General features: G+C 61.9%; 16 protein-coding genes and 3 pseudogenes. 9 read left to right on the top strand and 10 right to left on the bottom strand.

Annotated elements, in window-relative coordinates; translation table 11 throughout:
* Positions 1–39: 39 nt before the first annotated feature.
* On the bottom strand, positions 40–690 hold the full coding sequence (locus PSH84_RS15255) for a GNAT family N-acetyltransferase (protein ID WP_122568149.1): 651 nt from the start codon (positions 688–690) through the stop codon (positions 40–42).
* A gap of 177 nt (positions 691–867) precedes the next feature.
* Between PSH84_RS15255 and xthA the strand changes: the two genes are divergently transcribed.
* From xthA to PSH84_RS15240, 3 genes are all read left to right on the top strand, one after another.
* Positions 868–1680: an exodeoxyribonuclease III gene (xthA, locus tag PSH84_RS15250; protein WP_305470472.1), complete on the top strand. Its 813-nt coding sequence runs from the start codon at positions 868–870 to the stop codon at positions 1678–1680.
* 235 nt (positions 1681–1915) lie between these two features.
* Positions 1916–3250 (top strand): substrate-binding domain-containing protein, encoded by a 1335-nt coding sequence (locus tag PSH84_RS15245; RefSeq protein ID WP_305470471.1) that lies wholly within the window; start codon positions 1916–1918, stop codon positions 3248–3250.
* Between the two features lie 487 nt (positions 3251–3737).
* Complete coding sequence (locus tag PSH84_RS15240) at positions 3738–4079, top strand: DUF6124 family protein (RefSeq protein ID WP_305481320.1); 342 nt, start codon at positions 3738–3740, stop codon at positions 4077–4079.
* A 335-nt stretch (positions 4080–4414) separates the two neighbouring features.
* Here the strand turns inward: PSH84_RS15240 and PSH84_RS15230 are convergent.
* Positions 4415–5656: pseudogene (locus PSH84_RS15230) on the bottom strand (M20/M25/M40 family metallo-hydrolase).
* Positions 5657–5741: 85 nt separating this feature from the next.
* Positions 5742–6827, bottom strand: a complete 1086-nt coding sequence (locus tag PSH84_RS15225; protein WP_122568144.1) for a diguanylate cyclase — start codon at positions 6825–6827, stop codon at positions 5742–5744.
* 297 nt (positions 6828–7124) lie between these two features.
* On the opposite strand from PSH84_RS15225, the gene PSH84_RS15220 reads away from it, so the two are divergent.
* From PSH84_RS15220 to PSH84_RS15195, 6 genes and pseudogenes are all read left to right on the top strand, one after another.
* Positions 7125–8054 (top strand): alpha/beta fold hydrolase, encoded by a 930-nt coding sequence (locus PSH84_RS15220; RefSeq protein WP_122568143.1) that lies wholly within the window; start codon positions 7125–7127, stop codon positions 8052–8054.
* Between the two features lie 151 nt (positions 8055–8205).
* Positions 8206–9705, top strand: coding sequence for a glycolate oxidase subunit GlcD (gene glcD, locus PSH84_RS15215; RefSeq protein WP_305470467.1), 1500 nt, complete (start codon positions 8206–8208; stop codon positions 9703–9705).
* Complete coding sequence (gene glcE / locus PSH84_RS15210; RefSeq protein WP_305470466.1) at positions 9705–10763, top strand: glycolate oxidase subunit GlcE; 1059 nt, start codon at positions 9705–9707, stop codon at positions 10761–10763. Before glcD ends, glcE begins: the two co-directional genes overlap by 1 nt.
* Before the next feature lies 1 nt (position 10764).
* A complete protein-coding gene (gene glcF / locus PSH84_RS15205; RefSeq protein WP_305481319.1) occupies positions 10765–11985 on the top strand; it encodes a glycolate oxidase subunit GlcF in 1221 nt (406 codons plus the stop codon).
* Between the two features lie 88 nt (positions 11986–12073).
* Positions 12074–13456, top strand: coding sequence for a 2-oxoadipate dioxygenase/decarboxylase HglS (gene hglS / locus PSH84_RS15200; RefSeq protein ID WP_305481318.1), 1383 nt, complete (start codon positions 12074–12076; stop codon positions 13454–13456).
* A 298-nt stretch (positions 13457–13754) separates the two neighbouring features.
* Positions 13755–14255: pseudogene (locus PSH84_RS15195) on the top strand (Hcp family type VI secretion system effector); the annotation flags it as partial.
* A 529-nt stretch (positions 14256–14784) separates the two neighbouring features.
* Here PSH84_RS15195 and PSH84_RS15190 read toward each other — a convergent pair.
* The 7 genes and pseudogenes from PSH84_RS15190 to PSH84_RS15160 all read right to left on the bottom strand — a co-directional run bounded on the left by PSH84_RS15190 (position 14785) and on the right by PSH84_RS15160 (position 23315).
* Positions 14785–14958: a hypothetical protein gene (locus PSH84_RS15190; protein WP_163006834.1), complete on the bottom strand. Its 174-nt coding sequence runs from the start codon at positions 14956–14958 to the stop codon at positions 14785–14787.
* A gap of 26 nt (positions 14959–14984) precedes the next feature.
* Entirely contained in the window at positions 14985–15227 is a 243-nt protein-coding gene (locus tag PSH84_RS15185) for a hypothetical protein (protein ID WP_122568137.1), read from the bottom strand.
* 65 nt (positions 15228–15292) lie between these two features.
* Positions 15293–16363 (bottom strand): lipocalin-like domain-containing protein, encoded by a 1071-nt coding sequence (locus PSH84_RS15180; protein ID WP_305481317.1) that lies wholly within the window; start codon positions 16361–16363, stop codon positions 15293–15295.
* Entirely contained in the window at positions 16353–18824 is a 2472-nt protein-coding gene (locus tag PSH84_RS15175; protein WP_305481316.1) for an ABC transporter permease, read from the bottom strand. Before PSH84_RS15175 ends, PSH84_RS15180 begins: the two co-directional genes overlap by 11 nt.
* The gene (locus tag PSH84_RS15170; RefSeq protein ID WP_305481315.1) at positions 18821–19489 is read right to left on the bottom strand and encodes an ABC transporter ATP-binding protein; all 669 of its coding nucleotides are present in this window, start codon (positions 19487–19489) and stop codon (positions 18821–18823) included. Before PSH84_RS15170 ends, PSH84_RS15175 begins: the two co-directional genes overlap by 4 nt.
* Before the next feature lie 151 nt (positions 19490–19640).
* Positions 19641–20940: pseudogene (locus PSH84_RS15165) on the bottom strand (IS4 family transposase).
* Between the two features lie 677 nt (positions 20941–21617).
* A complete protein-coding gene (locus PSH84_RS15160; protein WP_122568133.1) occupies positions 21618–23315 on the bottom strand; it encodes a sulfatase-like hydrolase/transferase in 1698 nt (565 codons plus the stop codon).
* Positions 23316–23551: the final 236 nt, after the last annotated feature.

The following is a 23551-nucleotide window of genomic DNA, read 5'->3' as shown; positions in this document are numbered from 1 at the left end:
TGCCTGATAGAGCCGGACATTTCGCAAAAGTTCGACCGATTAGCCCGTTGCGCTTTGCAGAACCTGTGGGTTGGCGTGGAAGAACACATGCTCGCGGATCGGTCCTACCGCAACCTCACCGATTTCCTCGTAACCCTGGCGTTTATAAAACTCAAGATAACGCGGGTTGCCAGTGTCCAGCACCACCCCTCGGGAATGCTCGTCCACCGCACACCAGTTATGGACCGCCTCGAGCAACTGCTCGCCGAAATGCTTGCCCTGGAACTGCGGATGAATCCCCAGCAGCGGCAATACATGGACCGCATCCGACGGCAGGCAGGCCAGCACCGCCGCGTGGTACTCCAGATAGCGCCGAGTGCAACGGAAACCAGTGCTCAAGACCATGCGCAGGCGCCAGGCCCAACTTTCGGTGATGCCCAAGCGCCGCTGTGGCGGGGCGATCAGGGCGATGCCGATCAGGCGGTCGTTGACCAGAAGGCCGATGGCCGGCAGGTCCTGAAGAAAATGCTGCTTGACCAGCTCACGCACCGTAGCCCGCACCCGCTGTTCATAACCGGGACGCTCGGATTCGAACAGGTAGCTGAAGGTCGGCTCATGGCGATAGGCCTGGTACAGCAACGAACGGGCTTCACGGGAATAACCGCTGTCGAGCATATGGACGTCGGCGATGGCGGTTGCAGTTTCAGGCATGGTGTTGGATCTCCTGGGGCGAGGCTCGGTGAGGCCCTGCTCTTATTGAGTACGAACCCGAGAGGGTCGTGATCGTTCCTACATGCAAAGGACATTAGCAGCGCATTTGTCCTACTGCCACGCTGGCTCCCTTCCCACATGTCAGCTAGCATCGCAGTTTTGCCAGGACAGCCGACCATGAAGATCGTCTCCTTCAACATCAATGGGCTGCGCGCCCGCCCCCATCAGCTGGCGGCGCTGATCGAGAAGCACCAGCCGGATGTGATCGGGCTGCAGGAAACCAAGGTTCACGACGAGCAATTCCCCCTGGCCGAGGTGCAGGCCCTGGGTTACCACGTGCATTACCACGGGCAAAAAGGCCACTACGGCGTCGCCCTGCTCTCCCGCCAGGCGCCGCTGAGCCTGTACAAAGGCTTCGACAGTGACGACGAGGACGCCCAGCGGCGCTTCATCTGGGGCACCTTCGCCGATGCCAACGGCGTGCCGGTGACCATCATGAACGGTTACTTCCCCCAGGGTGAAAGCCGCGACCACCCAACCAAATTCCCGGCCAAGGAGCGTTTCTACAGCGATCTGCAGCAACTGCTGGAAAGCCGCTTCAGCAACGACCAGCCAGTGGTGGTGATGGGCGACGTGAACATTTCCCCGGAAGACTGCGACATCGGCATTGGCCCGGACAACATGAAGCGCTGGCTGAAAACCGGCAAGTGCAGCTTCCTGCCGGAAGAGCGCGAATGGATGGCCCGCCTGAAGAACTGGGGCCTGGTGGACAGCTTCCGCCACCTGAACCCGGACGTCACCGACCGTTTCAGCTGGTTCGACTACCGCAGCCGCGGTTTCGAGGACGAGCCCAAACGCGGCCTGCGCATCGACCTGATCCTCACTTCCCACGGCCTGCTGCCACGGGTCAAGGACGCTGGCGTGGACTATGAGCTGCGGGGCATGGAAAAACCATCTGACCATGCGCCGATCTGGTTGCAACTGAGCTGATCGCGTCACATCAAACCCTGTGGGAGCAAGCCTGTGGGAGCAAAGCTTGCTCGCGATGAACGATGACACGGTCCCGCCGTTAAATCGGGTCGCCTGTATCGCGAGCAAGCTTTGCTCCCACAACACACCGCTCCCGCACCACTCTGCTACACCTGACAAGTCGCACCCCTGTCACCTTTCAGTAACCTGACTGACTTAATCTTCCGGCACTTCCTCGGGTTCAGAAGGTGCCGGCATGCGGCTGTGTGTTGTGGTTTTCATGGGCCTCTGGCTGCCGTTCGTGGCATGGGCCGGCAAGTTGCCCATTCCCGAACAGGGCCCAGCCTTGCGCCTCCAGGGCTCCAATACCATCGGCGCGGCGCTAGGGCCGGCCCTGGTCAGAGGCTTGATGGAGGATCAGGGCCTGCGCAGGGTCAGCAGTGAAATCACCGGGCGTGACAACGAGCAACGCATCGTCGGCCAGACTGCCGATGGCCGGCGGGTGGAAGTCGACATCGCGGCCCACGGCTCCAGCACCGGTTTCGCCGCCCTCAAGCAGGCCAGCGCCGACCTGGCCGCCTCTTCCCGGCCGATCAAGGACAGTGAGCTGAAGGAATTATCGTCCCTGGGCGACCTGAAAAGTCCTGCCGCCGAGCAGGTCATCGCCATCGATGGCTTGGCGATCATCCTTCATCCCCACAACCCGCTGCAGCAACTCGATACCGTGCAACTGGCGCGGATATTCAGTGGCGAGGCGAAAACCTGGGAGGCCGTCGGCGGGACGGGCGGGCCGATTCATCTGTATGCCCGGGATGAACAGTCCGGCACCTACGACACCTTCAAGGAGCTGGTGCTCAGCCGACAGGGCAAACGCCTGGATCCTAGCGCCCGGCGCTTCGAGTCCAGCGAACAGTTGTCCGACGCTGTCAGCCAGGACCCACAAGGCATCGGTTTCATCGGTTTGCCCTACGTGCGCCAGGCCAAGGCGCTGGCCATTGTCGACGGCGCTTCCCAACCCATGCTGCCGCTCAACCACCTGATCGCCACCGAGGACTACCCACTCTCCCGGCGCCTGTTCTTCTATTTACCCCCCTGGGGCACCAACCCGTGGGCCGAGGCCTTGGTGGCGTTCGCCCAAAGCGACAAGGGCCAGGCCATCGTCGCGGCCAACGGGTTCATCGCCCAGACCGTCCAGGCCATGGCCGTCACGCCGAATGCACTGATGCCCGAGGGCTACCAGGCCCTGAGCCGCCACGCCCAACGCTTGAGCGTGAATTTCCGCTTCGAAGAAGGCAGCGCCAGCCTGGACAACAAGGCCCACCAGGACCTGGGCCGTGTGCTCGACTATATAAAGCAGCACGGCAAAACCGATCGACGCGTAACGCTGGTGGGTTTTGGCGACGCCAAGGACGACCCGGCGCGGGCCGACCTGTTGTCCAAACTGCGGGCCATGGCGGTGCGGCGGGAGCTGGTCAAATACGGCGTGGCGCTCCGGGAAGTGCGAGGGTTCGGCGCCTTGATGCCGGTGGCGGCCAACAGCGAGGATGAGGGTCGGGTTCGGAATCGGCGGGTGGAGGTTTGGGTTTACTGAACCCGCCAAGCGGCGCAACAAAAATCCCGGTGGGAGCAAAGCTTGCTCGCGATGCAGGCACCTCGGTTCGCCAGGAGACCGCGTCATCTTCATCGCGGGCAAGCCTTGCTCCCACAGCGGGGCGGTGCGACGTTTCGCTAAATTCCCTCACCACAAACGCCTGGATGTTTACCTCATTACTCTTGATGTAAGACCGAACGACCTCACCTTGCGCCATTGCCTACAACTGCGCCAGAATCCGCCGGCTTGTGCGCCTTGGGGCCAGGTTTTATCGTTTCCGGATCGCTGACAAATCAGCGATCGGGTTTGGTAGCCCGGGTAAAACTAAGGCGCACAGCTCCGGCATATTTATTATGGCGGCTGTGCGCGGGGCGCCCTTGTGGCGCGCTGGGTTTGCCTTGGTACCCGGTCTACCAACCTGCGTATAGCCGCCACCTAATGTTTGGTAGCAAAAGGTTGCGGCTCCAATAACCAAGGAGTTTCATCCATGTTCAAGCCAACACCGAATCCACCGGATAGCGATCCAACATCAAAAGCGTTCGACAAAGCCGCCGACCGCGTCCTCGATTACTACCTCAAGCCCAAACCCAGCAAACCCGAGGCTGATCCCGGCCAACTCTTCACGGTCGTCAACGGTGTCGACACCGAATCCCTGCTCGCCAACCTCAGCGAAACCCTCGCCTCGGCCACCGCCATGCTCAGCGACCTGGCCTTCGACCTGGAAGGCTCAAGGCGCCACATTGCCCTGGGCATCCACCAATTGATCGAGTTGAGTGGACAGCTGGCAAACCGAGCACTGGACAACGTCGAAGCGCGCCCTTCGACATAGCGCATCCCCCTGTGGCGAGGGAGCTTGCTCCCGCTGGGTCGCGAAGCGGCCCCAAGCATTTTGTGCTGAATCAAAAAACTTGGGCCTGCTGCGCAGTCCAGCGGGAGCAAGCTCCCTCGCCACAAAAGCCTTGTGTTTATCGTATTACCATCGGTATAGGAGCGAACCACCGAGTCTTGCAGCACATCTCCCCTGTGGGAGCGAGCTTGCTCGCGAAGGCGGTGAATCAGTCGACATCATCGTTAACTGACACGCCGCTATCGCGAGCAAGCTCGCTCCCACAGGGGTTAACCGTTCACCCTATACCCTGCCAGCGCTACGAACGGCATAGCGCGCTACCGCCCCGCCAACTCCATGATCATCCGCGATAACAGATAAATCCGTGGCACCACGCTCTCGACTTCGGCATATTCCTGCGGCGTATGAATGTTGCCGCCGACAATGCCAAACCCATCCAGCGTAGGCGTGCCGACGCCGGCCGAGAGGCTGGCGTCCGCCGCGCCGCCGCTGCCCTCTTCAGTGAGCTTGCGCCCCAGCTCGCCATAGATGCCTTGGGCCATGGCCATCAACCGGTCCGATTCCGCCGTCTGTGGCATCGGCGGCAAACCGCGCTTGAGGCTGGTGGTGACCTCGGTGTCGGCGATTAGCTTGTCCTGGGACACCCGGGCCAGGTCTTTTTCTCGATGCGGTCGAACTCTTCCGGCACCGCCGCCCGCACATCGGCCTTGGCGCTCGCCTGATCGGGAATGACGTTGGTCCGGTCGCCAGCCTTGAGCACCGTGAAGTTGATGGTGGTTTTCTTATCCGCATCGCCGAGCTTGCCCAATTGCAGAATCTGGTGCGCGGCTTCCATCGCCGCATTGCGCCCCAGTTCCGGCGCGACACCGGCGTGGGATGCCTTGCCCTTGACCTCCACCAGCGCCGTGGCACTGCCCTTGCGCCACACCACCAGACCGTCGGGCCGGGCGACCCGGCTCGAGGTTGAGGGTCACGTCATGGGCCTTGGCGGTTTTCTTGATCAGGTCGGTGGCCACATCCGAACCGGTTTCTTCACTGGCGTCGAGCAGGAAGGTGATTTGCGCGTAGTTCTTGAAATCGAGGTTCTTGAGAACTTTCAAGGCGTAGATCCCGGCGACGATGCCACCCTTGTCGTCCATCACCCCCGGACCGTAGGCGCGGCCATCCTTGATGTGGAACGGACGCTCGGCGGCCGAACCTTCCTTGAACACCGTGTCCATATGGGCCATCAGCAGAATTTTCGCTTTACCGGTGCCCTTGAGAGTCGCCAGGATGTGCTGGCTACCATCCGAGTTCGGCACCTGCTCGATGGTCGCGCCCAACTTTTTCAGTTCGTCGATGGCAATGTCGCCGACCTGGGTCAACCCCGGCACATACCCGGAGCCGGAGTCGATATTCACCAGCCGCTCCAGTAGCTTCAGGGCTTCGTCCTTGTACTGCTGCGCATCGGTCAGGATTTGTTGATGGGGTTGCGCCAAAGCTATGGGGGTGAAGGCGCACAGGGCCAGGCTCAGGCCGAGACTGACGGCCAGACGGGAGCGAACAGCGGTCATCGTCATGATTTCATCCTTGTTCCGTATCGAGGGAGTGCCCTGGGCACCCTACCCGACAATCGAACAAGGCTCTAGACAGCAGGTGGCCATCTCACAGGGAAACGACCGATTCCTCCAACACCTGCCGATTCCGGTAACAGGTGACCCGGTTGCGCCCGCCGGTCTTGGCGTCGTAAAGCGCCTGGTCGGCATCATTGAGCCAATGGGTCGCATCGCCATAGGCCGGGTTGAAGGCCGCCAGGCCAATGCTCAGGCTCGCCTTCAACGTCGGGTTCTGTTCGTAGCCGAGCATCGCGAAGCGCTCACGCAAACCATCCATGGCCCGTACGGCATTGGCCAGCGTCAGGTCCGGCAGAATCACACAGAACTCATCGCCGCCATAACGCCCGACCACGTCGGCAGCCCGCAGGTTCTGATTGAGGATCTTGCCAAGCTGGCGCAGCACGATGTCGCCAGCCACATGGCCATAGGTGTCATTGATGGCTTTGAAATGATCGATGTCGATCAGCGCAAGTACGCCGCGCCCTGGCCCGTCATTTGGGTGACGCAGGCAGCGCTGGAACTCCTCGTTGAGGCGATCTTTCCAGGCGCCATGGTTAAGCAACCCGGTCAAGCTGTCGGTACGGCTCAGGGCCAGTAACTCGCGCTTTTGCCGGCCCAGGATGTAGGCCTGGCGATAGCAGAACCAACCCAGTGCCATCGGATACAGGCACAGCAGCGGCAGACAGGCGTAGATCTGCGCCGGGCTGGTCATGGGCACGCTGGTCAGCGGGAAGATCAGCACACCCACGACAATGCCGGCCACTTGGGCCAGCGCCCCGATCAGCAGGAAACGCAGGCCGCCGATGGCAACGTTATTCATCGCCATCATCGCCAGCGTAACGGCCGTGGGCAATGGGTTGAACTGCATCGCCGCGACCCAGAAGCCGCCGAGCGCCGCATCGATCAATAAATTGAGGTGTTCTGTGCGGTACGGCCTCGAGCAATGTCGGCCCCACCAGTAGGCCACGTGTGGCCAGAGCAGGCCGTTGAACAGCATGAAACCCCAGACCCACGGTGCCGGTTCAAGGGGAAAGACGGCAGCACTCACCAACAGCAACCCCAGCGTCAGGCCCAGAAAGCGCGATATATAGAGCCTCCTGGCCAACGTCCGTCCCTTTTTTCCCGTTTTTTGCATAGAAGCCTCTGCACCGCGGGTTTTCCAAGTCACTGGAACGGGGGGTTACCTGGAGTCTATCAGGGCGGAATCAAATAGCCACTACTGAATGCAGGGGTATTTATTCTCCTTCAAATGCAGCGCCCTGCCGCAGATTTTGGCTATACATGACTCATCCGGCGGCTGTCATAGTTGGTATCAAAGCAAAAACGGCCATGTCATCGCGATGTGCTCGGGTTTCAGCTTCACTTAACACTGTCTGACCCGTCGGCTCAGACTGGCCGATCACATTCTGTCCTGACCCATGGAGGGCAAAACATGCTGGTGTTGTGGGTAGTCCTTGCTGTGTTTATCGCCTGGAGCTGGTTGACGTATCCCGGCATCGGCCATGTGCTGTACGACATGGGCATGGCGCTGGAGGCACGTCTCTACAGGTTGCACAAGATCACCGTCCCCATCAGCGAGATGACCGTGTCAACCTGGCAAGGCGGGCCCTATGAAGCGTCCGGCAGCATCCTGATGCTGCATGGCTACAGCGCTGACAAGAATCTCTGGCTACGCTTTGCCCGGCACTTTGTCAGCGACTACCGGGTGGTGGTGCCCGACCTGGCCGGCCATGGCGAAACCGGCTTCAAGGCTGGCGGCGGCTATGACATCCCGACCCAGGCCCGGCGGGTGATCGAGCTGCTCGACGCCTGTGGCCTGGACAAGGTCCATGTGATCGGCAATTCCATGGGCGGTTACCTCGCTGCGTGGCTGGCGGCCACGTCGCCCGAGCGCGTACTGACCCTGGCGCTGATCGACCCGGCCGGTGTCACCGCCCCCCAGGCCAGCGATATGGAACGCCACCTGGCTGCCGGGCATAACCCGTTCCTCGTCGACTCGCGGGCTGATTTCGCGCCGTTCTATGCAATGACCATGGCCTCCCCGCCCTGGGTGCCCAGCGTGGTGCTGGCGGCAATGGCCGAACGTTACGAACGGCGCCGCGATGAACTGGCGGAGATCTTCGTCGACTTTCGCGCCAGCCCGCCGATGGAGCCGCGCCTGGCCGACATCCGCGCGCCGTCGCTGCTACTCTGGGGCCGCAAGGACAGGCTGATCGACGTCAGCAGCGTGCCGGTGTGGAGCAAGGGCATCGCCGACTTGCGGGTGGAAATCTGGGACGGTATCGGCCACATGCCCATGGTTGAACGACCGGGGAAAACCGCGGCGCTGTACCGGGAGTTTCTCAAGGGGTTGGGGCAGTGAGCGCGATGTATAAAACAACATGAACCCAGTGTAGGAGCGAGCTTGCTCGCGATAGCGGCGACACATTCAACACTGATGCAAGCTGACCCACCGCCATCGCGAGCAAGCTCGCTCCCACAAGAATTCGTGGCGACTGAGGGGTATCGACTCCATGAACATCCTCTACGACGAACACCTCGACGGCCCCTTGCCGAAGGTGGAGAAACAGGCTCTGCTGCAAGCCCTGCAGGCACAGGTGCCAGACCTGGACATCCTGCACCGCGAGGAAGACCTCAAGCCCTACGAATGCGATGGCTTGTCGGCCTATCGCACCACGCCCCTGCTGGTGGTCTTGCCCAAACGGGTCGAGCAGGTGCAAGCGCTGCTCAAACTCTGCCATGAACAGCACGTCCCGGTGGTCGCCAGGGGCGCCGGGACCGGTCTGTCCGGCGGCGCCCTGCCCCTGGCCAGCGGCGTGTTGCTGGTGATGGCGCGGTTCAACCAGATCCTGCACATCGACCCCGCCGCCCGCACCGCAAGGCTTCAGCCGGGCGTGCGCAACCTGGCGATCTCCCAGGCAGCGGCGCCGTTCGGGCTGTATTACGCGCCGGACCCGTCGTCGCAGATCGCTTGTTCCATTGGTGGCAATGTCGCGGAGAATGCCGGCGGCGTGCACTGCCTCAAGTACGGCCTGACGGTGCACAACCTGTTGAAGCTGGAAATCCTCACCGTCGAAGGCGAACGCCTGACCCTGGGCAGCGAAGCCCTGGATTCGCCGGGCCTGGACCTGCTGGCGCTGTTCACCGGTTCCGAAGGCCTGCTCGGGGTCATCACCGAAGTGACGGTCAAGCTGTTGCCCCGGCCCCAGGTCGCCAAGGTGCTGCTGGCCAGTTTCGACTCGGTGGACAAGGCCGGGCGGGCGGTGGCCGACATCATTGCCGCCGGCATCATTCCCGGTGGCCTGGAAATGATGGACAACCTGGCGATCCGCGCCGCCGAGGACTTCATCCACGCCGGCTATCCGGTGGACGCCGAAGCGATCCTGCTGTGCGAGTTGGACGGGGTCGAGGCCGATGTCCATGACGACTGCGACCGGGTCCGCCAGGTGTTGGAGCAGGCCGGAGCCACCGAGGTGCGCCAGGCGCGGGACGAGGCCGAGCGGCTGCGGTTCTGGGCCGGGCGCAAGAACGCCTTCCCGGCGGTTGGCCGCCTGGCGCCGGATTATTACTGCATGGACGGCACCATCCCCCGTCGCGCCCTGCCCGAGGTGCTGCAGCGCATTGCCAGCCTTGGCGCCGAACATGGCCTGCGGGTCGCCAATGTGTTTCACGCCGGCGACGGCAACATGCACCCACTGATCCTGTTCGATGCCAACCAGCCTGGCGAACTGGAGCGCGCCGAAACCCTGGGCGGGAAAATCCTCGAATTGTGTGTCCAGGTGGGCGGCAGCATCACCGGCGAGCACGGGGTTGGCCGGGAAAAAATCAATCAGATGTGCACACAGTTCAACAGCGACGAACTGAACCTGTTCCACGCGGTAAAAGCGGCGTTCGATCCCCAAGGCCTGCTCAACCCCGGCAAGAATATTCCTACCCTGCACCGCTGCGCCGAGTTCGGTGCCATGCACATCCATGGCGGGCAGTTGCCGTTTCCCGAACTGGAGCGTTTCTGATGAGTGGCGAAGCCGACCAGGACGCCAGCGACCTGTTGCTCGATCAGGTCAATCGCGCACGGGCCAACACCACGCCGCTGCGCATCCAGGGTTCGAACAGCAAAGCCTTCCTGGGGCGGAAAGTGGCCGGCGAAGTGCTGGACACCCGCGTGCACCGTGGCATCGTCCATTACGACCCCACCGAGCTGGTCATCACGGCCCGGGCCGGCACCCCGCTGCGGGAACTGCTCGCCGCCCTGGAGGCCGCCGGGCAAAGGCTGCCCTGCGAACCGCCAGCGTTCGGCGACGACGCCACGGTCGGCGGCATGGTCGCCTCCGGGCTGTCGGGACCGCGTCGCCCGTGGGCCGGTTCGGTGCGCGACTTTGTCCTGGGCACGCGCCTGATCAGTGGCCACGGCACCTTGCTACGCTTCGGCGGCGAGGTGATGAAAAATGTCGCCGGCTATGATCTCTCGCGCTTGCTGGCCGGCAGTTTCGGTTGCCTGGGGGTGATCACCGAAGTGTCCTTGAAGGTCCTGCCCAAGCCCCGTCACAGCCTGAGCATTCGCCTGGAACTGGACAGCAGCGAAGCCTTGGAAAAACTCGCCGAATGGGGCCGCCAGCCCCTGCCCATCAGCGCCGCCAGCCATGACGGCGACTGCCTGCACCTGCGCCTGGAAGGGGGCGAAGGCTCGGTCAGCGCCGCTCATCAGCGTTTTGGTGGCGAGGTGATCGACGATCAATACTGGACCGCACTGAATGAACATCGGCTGGCCTTCTTCGACGAAGGCTTGCCGCTGTGGCGCCTGTCGTTGCCCAACCATACCGGACCACTCGCCCTGCCCGGCGCGCAGTTGATCGACTGGGGCGGCGCGCAACGCTGGCTGAAAACCGATGCCGACACAGTGCAAGCCCTGGCCCATGAAGTGGGCGGTCATGCCACCTGCTATCGTCAGGGGGCCAGCGATACACCGTTCCAGCCGCTGGTACCGGCGCTGCTGCGCTATCACCGGCAGTTGAAGGCCCAGCTCGACCCGCTCGGGCTGTTCAACCCTGGCCGGATGTACCCGGAGATCTAGCATGCAGACTCGGTTCAGTGAGGAAAGCAAAAATCTGCCCCGCGCCGAAGAAGCCGAACGGATCCTGCGCAGTTGCGTGCATTGCGGTTTCTGCAATGCCACCTGCCCCACCTACCAATTGCTCGGCGATGAACTGGACGGCCCGCGAGGCCGCATCTACCTGATCAAGCAGGTGCTCGAAGGCCAACCGGCGACAGCCAGCACCCAGTTGCACCTGGATCGCTGCCTGTCGTGTCGCAACTGCGAGACCACCTGCCCGTCCGGCGTGGATTACCACAACCTGCTGGACATCGGCCGGGCGGTGGTCGATCGCGTCGTGCCGCGCCCCGCCGGCCAACGTGCATTGCGCCTGGGGTTGCGCAGCCTGGCCGCCAGCCCTGAACGGTTCAAGGCCTTGCTGCGCCTTGGCGCGGTCTTCCATCCGTTGCTGCCGCCGAACCTGAGTGCCAAGTTGCCCCACCCCGCCCCGTCCCACACCGAGCGCCCACCGCTGCGGCATGGGCGTAGGGTGTTGATGCTCGAAGGCTGCGTGCAACCAGGCCTGTCGCCCAACACCAATGCCTCGGCCGCGCGGGTGCTGGATCGACTCGGCATCAGCGTGATCCCCTGTGGGCAGGCCGGCTGCTGCGGCGCACTGGATTATCACCTCGACGCCCAGGCCACCGGGCTGGACCGCGCCCGACAGAACATCGACGCCTGGTGGCCGCACCTGGAAAACGGCGCCGAAGCCATCGTCCAGACGGCCAGCGGTTGCGGCGCCTTCATCAAGGACTACGGGCACCTCCTGGAACATGACCCCGCCTATGCCGCCAAGGCCAGACAGGTCAGCGAACGGGCGCTGGACCTGGTGCAAGTGCTCGGCAAGGAACCGCTGGAACAGATTTGCGCGGCCAGGAACCAGCGCATCGCCGTCCATTGCCCGTGCACCTTGCAGCACGCGCAGAAACTCGGCGGCAGCATCGAAGCGCTGCTGACGCGGCTGGGTTTCAACCTCACCGCGGTGCCCGACGACCATTTGTGTTGCGGTTCGGCCGGCACCTATTCGCTGACCCAGCCGGCCTTGGCGCGGCAGTTGCGCGACAACCGCCTCAATGCCCTGGAAAGTGGCCAGCCGGAGATGATCGTCACGGCCAACGTCGGCTGCCAGAACCACCTCGACGGCGCCGGTCGCACGCCCGTGCGGCACTGGATCGAGCTGGTGGATCAGTCCCTGGCAGAATGAAGTCCTGAAGATTCTTCGTTTGCCGGGACCGGCGAAGGCTGCGATCTTTCGTTCAACTTTCCCACAGCCCCCGCCAGGAATTCTCACGATGAGCTTCGTCAGCCCCGACCTGATCCGCCAACGCTTCTCCAGAGCGATGTCCGACATGTACCGCGACGAGGTGCCGCTGTATGGCGCGCTGATGAAGTTGGTGGAACACACCAACGCCCAGGTGCTGGCCGAACAGCCGCCACTGGCCGCCCACCTGCGCAGCACCGGCGAACTCGAGCGCCTGGACCTGGAACGCCACGGCGCGATCCGCGTCGGCACCGCCGCCGAGCTGGCGACCCTGGGGCGGCTGTTCGCGGTCATGGGCATGCAGCCGGTGGGCTATTACGACCTCACGCCGGCTGGGGTGCCGGTGCATTCCACAGCGTTTCGCGCCGTGCATGAAAGCGCGTTGCAGGTCAGCCCGTTCCGGGTGTTTACCTCGCTGCTGCGCCTGGAACTGATCGAGCATGCCGAGCTGCGGGCCTTTGCCGAGTCGGTGTTGGCCAAACGGCAGATCTTCACCCCCGGCGCCCTGGAGCTCATTGACCTGGCCGAGCGCCAGGGTGGCCTGACGCAAGCCCAGGCCGAGGACTTCGTCCTACAGGCCCTGGAAACCTTTCGCTGGCACCACAGCGCCACCGTCACCGCCGAACAGTACCGGCAACTGAGCGCCCAGCATCGCCTGATCGCCGACGTGGTGGCGTTCAAGGGCCCGCACATCAATCACCTGACGCCGCGCACTCTGGACATCGACATCGTCCAGGCGCGGATGCCCGAGCATGGCATCACCCCCAAGGCCGTGATTGAAGGTCCACCCCGTCGCCGGTGCCCGATCCTGCTGCGCCAGACCAGTTTCAAGGCACTGGACGAGCCCGTCGCCTTCACCGACCAGCCCCAAACCCAGCCCCAAGGCAGCCACAGCGCCCGCTTCGGCGAAATCGAACAACGCGGCGCCGCGCTCACGCCCAAGGGCCGCGCGCTCTACGACCAATTGTTGAACGCCGCACGCGATGCGCTGGGGGCGTTTCCCAACGAAGCCAACGCTGAACGCTACAACGCGCTGATGGCCGAACACTTTGTCGCATTCCCGGATAACCACGATGAGCTGCGCCAACAGGCATTGGCGTATTTCCGTTATTTCCCGACGCCCAAGGGCCTCGCCGCCAAGGGCACCCTCGGGCAAGCAGCGTCCCTGGAACACTTGCTCGAACAGCAATACCTACGTGCCGAGCCTTTGGTGTACGAGGACTTCCTGCCGGTCAGCGCCGCCGGCATCTTCCAATCGAACCTCGGCGATGCCGCCCAGACCCATTACGCCGGTCAATCCAACCGCCAGGCCTTCGAAACGGCGCTGGGGCGAGCGACCATTGATGAGCTGGGACTGTATGCCCAGACGCAACAGCGTTCCATCGATGAGTGCAGGACTGCGTTGGGCGTGTAGGAACGAGCTGAAGGATAAGACGGCAAGAAGTTGCCTGACAGGCGCGCAGCGCGGCGCGCCTTTCTCGGTGATTCTGCTCGGGTAACGCGGTGTCCGGGTAGGTCGCGAATATCTGCAATGGGCTGGGCAAGGGTTTGTGCGTTTTGTTGTCCTTCTGGAGGAAATAGCCGCCCACTTTTAAATCAACTTATTGATATATAAGGTTTTTTTGAAAATGGCATAACACTTGATAACCACCAGGCCACCTCGGGGCGATTTCCGTCCCAGGCCCTTAGTTATCCAGGAAGGAGAGCACCCCTTGGCTACCCCCGCATACATGGCCATCGTCGGCACCAAACAAGGTCTGATTACCGCTGGCGCGTTTACCGCAGACTCGGTGGGCAATACCTATCAGGAAGGTCACGAAGACCAAATCCTGGTACAGGGCTTCCAGCACCAGATAATCATCCCGCGCGACCCCCAATCCGGCCAGCCAACCGGCCAGCGCCTACACAAACCCTTGGTTATCACTAAGGTGTTCGACAAAGCCTCACCCTTGTTGCTGGCGGCCCTGACCAGCGGTGAGCTCATGGAAGAGGTTTCAATCCAATGGTTCCGCACTTCGAAGCTAGGCGCTCAGGAACACTACTTCACGACCACGTTGTTCGACGCGATCATCGTAGAAATTCAGGATTACATGTTCAATTGCCAAGACCCCGCGAACGCTCACTTCACCCATCTGGAAGACGTGCATTTCACGTATCGCAAAATCACTTGGACCCACGAAGTCAGCGGCACCTCGGGCTCCGATGACTGGCGCGTTCACCCGTCGTCGACTGACACTGGAGAGCAGCCGCTCACGCATCGGCCAACGCTGTTGGTCAATGTGCCTTCAAATAATTGACAGTTATTGATTCAGGACGGTGTTCGCCCAGTGCGACGGCCTCGGCAATCCATGCACTGGTAAAGAGCCTGACACTGGGCGAACGGGGACAATAATAATGGAACTTTCAGAATATGTCCGCGAGACTGTTTAAATAATTGTTTATGTTTATTGTAACTGCCCACGACTGATCATGACTCACGCGTTCATACAGTTACATTTGAGGACTGGCCCTGACCCGTGGCGAGGGAGCCTGCTCCCGCTCGGGCGCGCAGCGGCCGCTTTTGGGGGCTGCTTCGCATCCCCGCGGGAGCAAGCTCCCTCGCCACAGTATTTGGATGACAACTCATACGCTCGCTGTACAAACACTTATACAAAACATGGACAATACAAAAAAGTTATATCCACGTAAAAACATTAAACAGTCATTAAAAACTCTTTTTGATACCAGCCGACGTGACGCACTTCAGCCACGCCGTCCGGTTTTTTGCGCATCGGTGTCCCCCGCTTCAGGGTCACCCTGTTGCTGTTTGCGCTTGGCCGGATCATTGGGCCGCAAGGCATCGTTATCGCGCTCCACTTCACCAGGCAACGCGGGCTCGTCCGGGTTCTGCGACGGTTGATCGGGGCTGTGCTTCATGACGAACTCCTTGGGTCTTTCGGGATTCAGGCATCGGGGTCGGCGACTTCTTCAGCGACATTGGCATCCGGAGAGCGCTGGTGCAGTTGCTCGGCCTGGTTCTTCAAATCCTGCCAACGCGCCAGATCGATGGCGCCCCGGCCGAACAGGTCATTGGCCACTTGCATCAGCTCGGTGAAGTGGGCATCGGGGGACTGCTGCCAATAGGCCTTGTCGTCGAACAACTGCTGCCAGTCGGCCAACGATGCAAGTTTGAGGTCATCGCTCATGGCGGGCTCCTGCTAGGCATTCATCAGTTATGAGGGTCGACATTCGCGGGGAGTTCCGGCGATTCTCAGTAGCCGGTCATTTCCAGGTAACCCGTGCCGCCCTGGTTGCCACTGAGGCGTACCGGGCCCTCCCAATAGGGAATGCGCAGGTCCATCCAGGCCTTGGGATTGAGTGCCTGGGTGGTGATGTCGAGTTGCTTGCCGGGGATCTTGATGGCCCAACGCACCGGCATCGAGCGCCCGGCGACCTTGGCGGAGTCCAACGGCACGAGGCTGATCTCCCCGGCCTGCAGGGTTTGCGCCTGGCCCTGGGCGTCGATCCAGGTGCCCGTCAGGTAAGGCGCGCCGTCCTTGTGGCGCATGCGATAGAGCATCACGTGCTCGCCGTTGTCCAGGTGCAGGGAGAACCAGTCCCAGCCGGTTTGGTTGGCGGTCAGGGGCTGGCTGCTCCATTCGCGGTCGAGCCAGGCCGGGCCGCTGACCATGTAACGCTGGCCGTCGATTTCCAATTCACCGCTGGCCTGGAAAAACGGCTGGCTGTAGTAGTACGACGCCTGCCCCTGTTCGGACTTCTGGCTGAAACCTTGATCGCCCTGCAACACCAACGGGCGGCTCGACGTCAGCCGCAAGGCATAGCTGAAGCGTCGGTCGCGAGCCTTCAATTGCATGTCCGCCAACGACTCGGCCGCAGCAGCCTGACTGGTAAACTGCCAGTCGTCGATCCAGGCATCGAAGGGCTCCGCCCGCACCCCAGCCTGCCCCACCCCGCCCCGGGCATAACGCTCGGCGGCATGGTGCGCGGTGGCGGAAGTGACCGCCGCGTGGCCGAGCCAGATTGTCTGGTTGCGCCACCCGCTGGCTTGGGGCGCGGCGTTCAAAGCGCTGCGAAACAGCGTCCATTGCACGCCGAATTCCCGGCCCTGGGCGTCCTTGAGATTGGCGGTGACGTACCACCACTCGATGCGGAAACCGTCATGAAGGCCATGGTCGGCCGGGAAACTGAACACCCGCCCAGGCACCACCGGCGTGAACGCGACAGCCTGGTCGCCGAGACCAGCAAAGCCCTTTTGCGTCGGCGCCGAGTCATCACAACCGCTGAGCAAGGCCAGCAGCAACACGCCGATTTTAATCTTCATGGGCAAAGGTCCTCAGCAAATCCGCCGGCTGCGTGCGGTACAACGCATACAGCGGCCAGGCCGATGCCAGCAGCGTGGCGAGCATCGCCAGGGCCAGCAACTGCACCAATTGCAACGGGAACACCCGCAACGGCAGCCGCCAGCCGAAGGCCTGCACATTGATCACCGCGTCCAGACACCAGGCCAGGGCAATGCCCAGCGGCAAGGCCAGGACCAAGGTCAGCAGCGCCAGCAACCAGGTTTGGCCGAGGTTGAGCAACATCAATTGCCGGCGCGTCACCCCCAGCGCCCACAGCGGCGCCAACTGGCCGAGGCGACTCTGGCTCTGGGTCAGCAGGCTGATGAACAACGCCACCCCGGCCACCGCCAGGGTCAAGCTGTTAAGGGCCGCGGTGGCGGCGAAGGTGCGTTCGAACACCTGGGTCGACCAGCCCTTGAGCCGGGCCTGGTCGACGATGCGGCTGTCATCCAGGTTGAACCGGCCTTGCAACGCAGTCAGCAGCGCCGGGATCGCGGGCGGTTCGATGCGCAGGTTGAACCGGTTCGGCGTCAGCTGCGGCCAGTGCGCCAGCAAGTGATCGGCGTTGACCAGCACATGGCCCTTGGGATTGCCGTAGTCAGCGTAGATACCGATGATGCGCAGTGCCCAGGGGCCCTGTGGTGTCGGCAGGGTCAACTGATCGCCGATCCTCACCTTGAGGCGCCGGGCCAGTTGTTCGCTGAGCATGAGGGTGTCGGCGCCGGCCAGTTGCTCCCACGGCTTGTCGCCGGACGATTCCAGCAGCGGCCAATGCTGGCGATAGTGAGGGTGATCGATGATGCCATGGATGTCCGTCGGCCAGCCCTGCAACGGGATCGAGACCTGCCAGAGGGGCACGACGGCCGTGATCGCCGGTTGCTGCTTGAGCCAGGTGTGCAGTTGTTCCGCCTGCGCCGGGGTTTGCGGGTTGATGTACAACTCGGCGCTCAGCCGTTGTTCGAGCCAGTTGCTGAACGTCTGGCGGAAACCGGCGGTCATGCTGCCGGCGCCGATGTTCGCCGCCAATGCCAACAGCAAAGCCATCAGCGCCAGGCTCAGCGTCGGCAATTGCTGGCGGCAATCGGCGAGAAACCATTGCCCGAGCACCGAGCGATTGCGGCGCAGCAGTTGCTTCAGCGCACTGTTGAGCAATACCGGCAAGGCCAGCGCCGCACCTAGCAACAAGGCGGTCATCAGGACAAAACCGCTGGCCAGGCTGTCACCCCAGATCAACGCCGAGGTGGCAATCAATGCCGCCCCTGTCGCCACCCAACCCTGGCGACGCAGCCAGCGCCCATGGGCCTGATGCCAGGCCTGGGGATTGGCCAGCGCCAGCAAGGGCAGGCGCGCCGCCCGCAACAGGCTGTCGGCGCCGGCCAGCAGCGCGCCGAGCAGGCTCAGGCCGACACCGCTGAGCCACCACCCCGGGCTGAGGTTCAAGTGCCCGGCCACTTCGGCACCGTACAAACCCCGCAGGCTCGCCGCGACATCGGGCAACAACAGGCTCGCCAGCCAATAGCCGCTGAGCACCCCGGCGATCCCCCCCAGCAAGGCCAGCGCGCCCAATTCGATGGCCAGACTGGTGACCAGCACCCGCGCACTGACGCCACAGGCCCGCAGGGTTCGCAGTAGGCTGCGGCGCTGTTCGAGGGCCAGGCCGATGGCCGCGTGAACGATGAACAACCCCACCACGAACGATAAAAACCCCAGGGCGTCGAGGTTCAGGTGAAAACTTTCGGTCAGGCGCGACAGGTTGTTTTCTTCATCGGCACGCTTGAATTGCAGCCGATCGCTGAAGGCCTCCGGCAACGCGGCGTTGAAGGTGGCGGGCAATAACAGCCGCGACAGCTGTTCCGGCAAGCCGAGTACCGCTTGGGCAAAACCGATGTCCATCAACAGCACGCCGGGCGCCATGTCCACCTGGACGTGCAGCGGCGGCAGGGCTCGCCCATCGACTGTACGAGGCCGGTCGCCCTCCCCCAGCCCCAAGGCCTGCAAGGTCTGCGGGGCGATCCAGGTGCGACCGGGGTCGGTAAAGAATTCCACCACCTCGCTCATCTCCCGCGCCTGCCCCGCCAGTGCCGCACCGGGCGGTAACGATACCGGGTCGATGCCCATCAGTTGCAGGCGCTGATCCTCGTGCCCCTTGAGCTGCACCCGAGCTTGCAACACTGGCGACACCGGCCAGCCCTGGCGCCGCAAATCGACAAACCATTGCTGAGGGAAGGTGCCGCCACCGGGTGCATTGAGGCTGGCCTGGGGTTCGCCACCGATCAGTTGGCTGGCCCGAGCGTAGCTGTCCCGGGCCTGACTGTTCAGCGCTTGCACGCCAGTGAGCAGGCTGGTGGCGAGCCAGAGGCCGGTCAGCACACTGAAGAATTGCACCGGGTGTTGGCGCCAATGGCTGAGCAGGGCCTTGAGGGTCTGGCGAAAGATCATCACCCCTGGGCCACCTGCGCCAACCGTCCGCTGTGCAACACCACGCGCTGGGCCAGGCGCGCCGCCACCCGTGGACTGTGGGTCACCATCAGCAGGCTGGTGTGGCTGCCCTCCAGCAGTTCCAGCAACAGTTGCAGCACTTCGTCGCTGGTGGCTTCGTCAAGGCTGCCGGTGGGTTCGTCGGCCAGCAACAAGGGCGGTCGCGAGGCCAGCGCCCGCCCCAGCGCCACCCGTTGCTGCTGGCCGCCGGAAAGCTGCTCGGGATAACGCCGCAACAGCGCTGCAAGCCCGAGCCGCTGTACCAGATGGGCTTGCCAGGCCGCGTCATAGCGGCCGCACAGGCGCGCCTGAAACGCCAGGTTGTCCTCCACCGACAAGCTGCTGATGAGGTTGAACTGCTGGAACACCAGGCCGATTTCCGTGCGTCGCCAGTTCGCCAACTGACTTTCGCTCATGCCGTCGAGCCGATAGTCGCCACTGCGGATGCTGCCGCGATCGACTCTGTCCAGCCCGGCGACCAGGTGTAGCAAGGTGCTTTTGCCACTGCCCGACTCCCCCATCAGCGCCAGGCTGCTGCCGGGCATCAGGGTCAGGTCGACACCCTGCAACACCGGCAACGGGCCTTGGGGCGTGGGGTAGCTTTTAAAGACATCGCGGACTTCAAGCATGAAAAGGCTCGATGGATGAACGTGAGGCTCAGGATAGCGGAGTTGAGGGGCGGTCCCACTCACGGGTTTTCTCATCGCTCGTCGGGTTGGGGGTGTATATCCGTTTCTGCGGTAACGGCTGCTGGCGGTTCCGCTCTTACAGCCATCCCTTTCAAGGTCTTTTCGTTTTGGCGGCCTTGATTACCCGGTCCGTTGAAACATGTGCATGCACCGCAGTGCCTTGCACCCATGTTTTGGGTTTAGGCACCTTGGGGCCCCGGGGATTTTTCGCAACTTGTTTTGGTTGGATGTTTCTGGCCAGTTCCAACAAGCGCTGGGCCAGTTTTTCCAGAGGTATGACGGGAAGACATTCCGAGGGCAGCGCAATTTGCAGGCCTTCATAACCACTCCGGACCTGAACCGCCAAGTGATAGGTTGAGGCTTCCCAGCCGTCAGGCTGGGAAGCCTGATGGGCTTGCTCGACGCTTCGTTTGAGTACGGCCAGGACGTTGTAGGCCAACACCGCAGTAGCGAACCCGAGCAACGCAGCCTTTGGGCTACCAAGGGTTTCGATTTCACTCTCCAGGATTGTTTCCAGTCGCTGGAACATGCCTTCAATGCTCCAGCGGCGGCGATAGAGTTCCGCGATCTGCTGCGCGCTGACGCTTTCAGGCAGGTTGCTCCAGAACATCAAGCTGCTGTCACCCGAGTCTGTTGGCGAATGAAGCGTCAGTTCGACACGCCGACACTGATAACCGCCTCTGACCTGAATGATCTGCTCACGCACAGTGCCCGCGTCCACAGGCACGGGTTCTTGCCAATGCCCCTCTTGAATCAAGCGTGGATGCTTGGCTTGTTGACGAATGACAAAGGAGGTTTTGACCTGTTCGCAAGCCTCCATGACCGGGAGCGTGCAATAGAGTCGATCAGCCAGCCACACCTGGCCCGGCTCGGCATCCGCCAAGAGAGGCAGCACGCAAACACGCTCGCTTGCGTAGGCATCTTCACATGCCTGCAGGTCGATGACTTGATCCAGGTCGGGGTCGTAGACAACCACCGAAAACCCGGGCCGAGCGGCGCCGCGCTCGTGGCGTAAAGCCCCAGTCGTTTCTCAGTGGATGCCAAGTGATTACCGTCCACCACCCGAACCTGCCAACCGGCAACATCGTCGTGCAACCCAACTCCTTGATGGTTGGAGCCAGGCGCTGCGCACAGCCCGTGACCAGGGCGCGCAACAAAGCTGGCTCGGTACGACTGATCTTGTCGTAGAGGGCCGCCAGGCTGACAGGAAGATCTTCCAGTTGCCGCGCCGCGGCGTGCAGGGATGGCTTCAAACCCAATGAAACAAGGGACATCAGCTTGATGATGGTCGAGAACAGTAGCTCACGAGAATACTGCCGTTGCCGATGTTCTTCGAAAACCTGATCGACCCACTCAGGAGCAATAGCGTGCTCCAGCGCCAATTTGGCCATAACGCTGGCAGGTGCTTTTTTCTCGAAACGCTCCAGAACATCGGCCCACATCGTTCGGGTATCCCTGATAGAAACTTCAGGGGATTTTACCTAAGACCTTGAAAGGGATGGCTCTTACAGCGGGTCACTTTTGAAGAGCCCGGAAGCCGGCCCAGTCAAAAGTAACCAAAACGCTTTTGCCCCACCACTCGGTGCCTCGCCTAGGCTCGGCATGCCAGAACGAAGGCATTGCTCCGTGGGCCGCCGCGAGGCGGCCTGATAGCCGATCTGGCTCTGGGTGATCGCGTTTCTCCTGTGGGAGCGGGCTTGCTCGTGAAGGCGGTGTATCAGGTTGCAGTGATGTTGGATGTGCCGGCGTCATCGCGAGCGAGCTCGCTCCCACAGGGGGCTGGGTGCACATGGATTTTGTGTCTGCTGAAGATCCAATGTGGGAGCGAGCTTGCTCGCGAAGGCGGTGTATCAGGTTGCAGTGATGTTGGATGTGCCGGCGTCATCGCGAGCGAGCTCGCTCCCACAGGGGGGCTGGGTGTACATAAAATTTGTGGCCGCTGAAGATCCAATGTGGGAGCGAGCTTGCTCGCGAGGCGGTGTCACAGTCGATGAAGATGTTGGATGTGCGGGCGTCATCGCGAGCAAGCTCGCTCCCACAAAGAGCCCAGCGCATAGGGGGTCTCCAGTCAATGCCCCACCGCCATTTCAACCTGGCCAACAGACGGCGTCACAATATGGTCCAGATCAATATGTTTCCAAGCCGGTTTCGCCCCCAACCGCGCATTGAAGCGATAGTTGAAGGTGAAATCATCATCGGTCGCTTGGCTCAGGGATTTCCCATAGACCGATTCAACCCCAACCGGGTCATACCCCATCAACTGCAACAGGGTCGGGAAGATGTTGTAGTGGCTGGAGCGATCCTTGTTCCGGGCCCAGGCGTCGCGCCAATCGAGGCTGTGCAATGAGCTGCCCTGGATCACCACCAACGGAACCAACCCTTCCTCGGCCACCGGTTCACCGCCGCAATGGGTGTTGAGCCCAGGGTTGCCACGCTCGTGCAGGTCCTGTCCATGGTCGGAGGTGTAGATCAACACAGCATGGCTCAAATCGGCCTGCTGAAAGATTCGCTTGAAGAACTCGCCGACATTCCACAGCAAGGTGTTCTGGTAGGCGTTGCGGTACAACAGCCAATCATCTTTCTGCCCATTGAAGCCGTCGCGGCTGCCGGTATCGGACACTTCCTGGAACTGCCCCCGCGGCAAGGCCGGCCGGTAGTTCATGAAGTCGTCGGGGTATTTGTCGTGTACCGGAAAATGCGCCCCCACCTTGTTGATCACCACCAGTTCGGCCTGATTGTCGCCCAGCAGTTCGATCAACTTCGCCGCCGCCGCCATGTCGCGGTCGCGCACGCTGGTTTGGTCGAATTGGACGAACTCATCGATGTCCTGTTTTTCCAGTTTGGTCATCAGGTTCTGCAGGTTGCCGCCGGTGCGTTGAGCGTCGATGTAGACGGTGCGCAAGCCGGCCTGCTTGGCGTACTGCCAGATCGACGGCCGGGTGCTGTTGATGCGCACGTAGTCGGCGCGTGTACCACCGTAACGCAAGGTGACATTGGTGTCGGCGCTGCAATTGGCGATGGATGCCGCGTAGCCGAAATTGAAAATGTCCACGCCCTCGGGCGGGGTCTTCAAGCCGCTGTGCACGCCAAACGGCGTGTTGATATCCAGGTAGTTTCCACCAACGCTTTCATCGATGATCAGCACGATGTCCTGCTCGATCAAAGACGATCGCCGCGTCAGGGTGACCGGCTCCCGGGGGCCAATGGTGTTGTGCAAGGACTCATAGGCAAAGAGATTCAAATAGGCCAGCGGCGTGTACATCACCGGCAGGCCGCGCGCGCCCTCGCCCGCCCGCACGAACAGCACGCCACTGAGCAACACCACGCCCAGCACGGGTGCTAGCACCGGTAGATAACCGGGCACTCGCAGCGCCCGCCGAGGCTTGAGGGCGATGCCGAACAACAGCAACAAGCCGCCAATCACCGCATTGATGATCACCTCACGATACTGGTAGGCCGCCTCCTGGATGAACCCACCCGAGTACACCAGCGAGACGAACTGGCTGTAGGTCAGGTAACTGTCCGTGACCTGGGTGTACACCTCGAAAAACACCGCTGAAACAAACAGCGCCAAGGCAAACACATGCCTCACCAACGTCTGGCGTATGTAGGCGCTCATCCACAGCGCCACCACCAACAGCACAAACATGGCGCCGAACAACAAGGTTGCTAAGCCCAGGCCCAACGCGTCGAGACGGTCGAGGTAATAGGCGTACCCCTTGAACAGGTACGAAAACAGCAGCAACTCCTTGAGGTAGCGGGCCATGTTTTCCTCGACCGGATCGCAATATCGAAAGTGCTTCGTTCCTGCACGTTAGCAGCCGATTTTTAAAGCGCAAGAAATGCCTCCATCAGCTAAGCGTCAAAAAAAAGTTACCCCAAAAACGACACGAAAACCCGTCACAAAATGTAAAAACCTATGGATAACGACCGTTTATCGCTTTGTTAAATGCCAACTATCCCCAGTAAAACAGCCACTTTGCTAGACCAGTCAATGACTTG

Source organism: Pseudomonas beijingensis, from assembly GCF_030687295.1.
In the GTDB taxonomy this organism is placed as follows: domain Bacteria; phylum Pseudomonadota; class Gammaproteobacteria; order Pseudomonadales; family Pseudomonadaceae; genus Aquipseudomonas; species Aquipseudomonas beijingensis.
The sequence above is the reverse complement of the archived record's forward strand: the minus strand, read 5'-3'. Positions and strand labels throughout refer to the sequence as shown.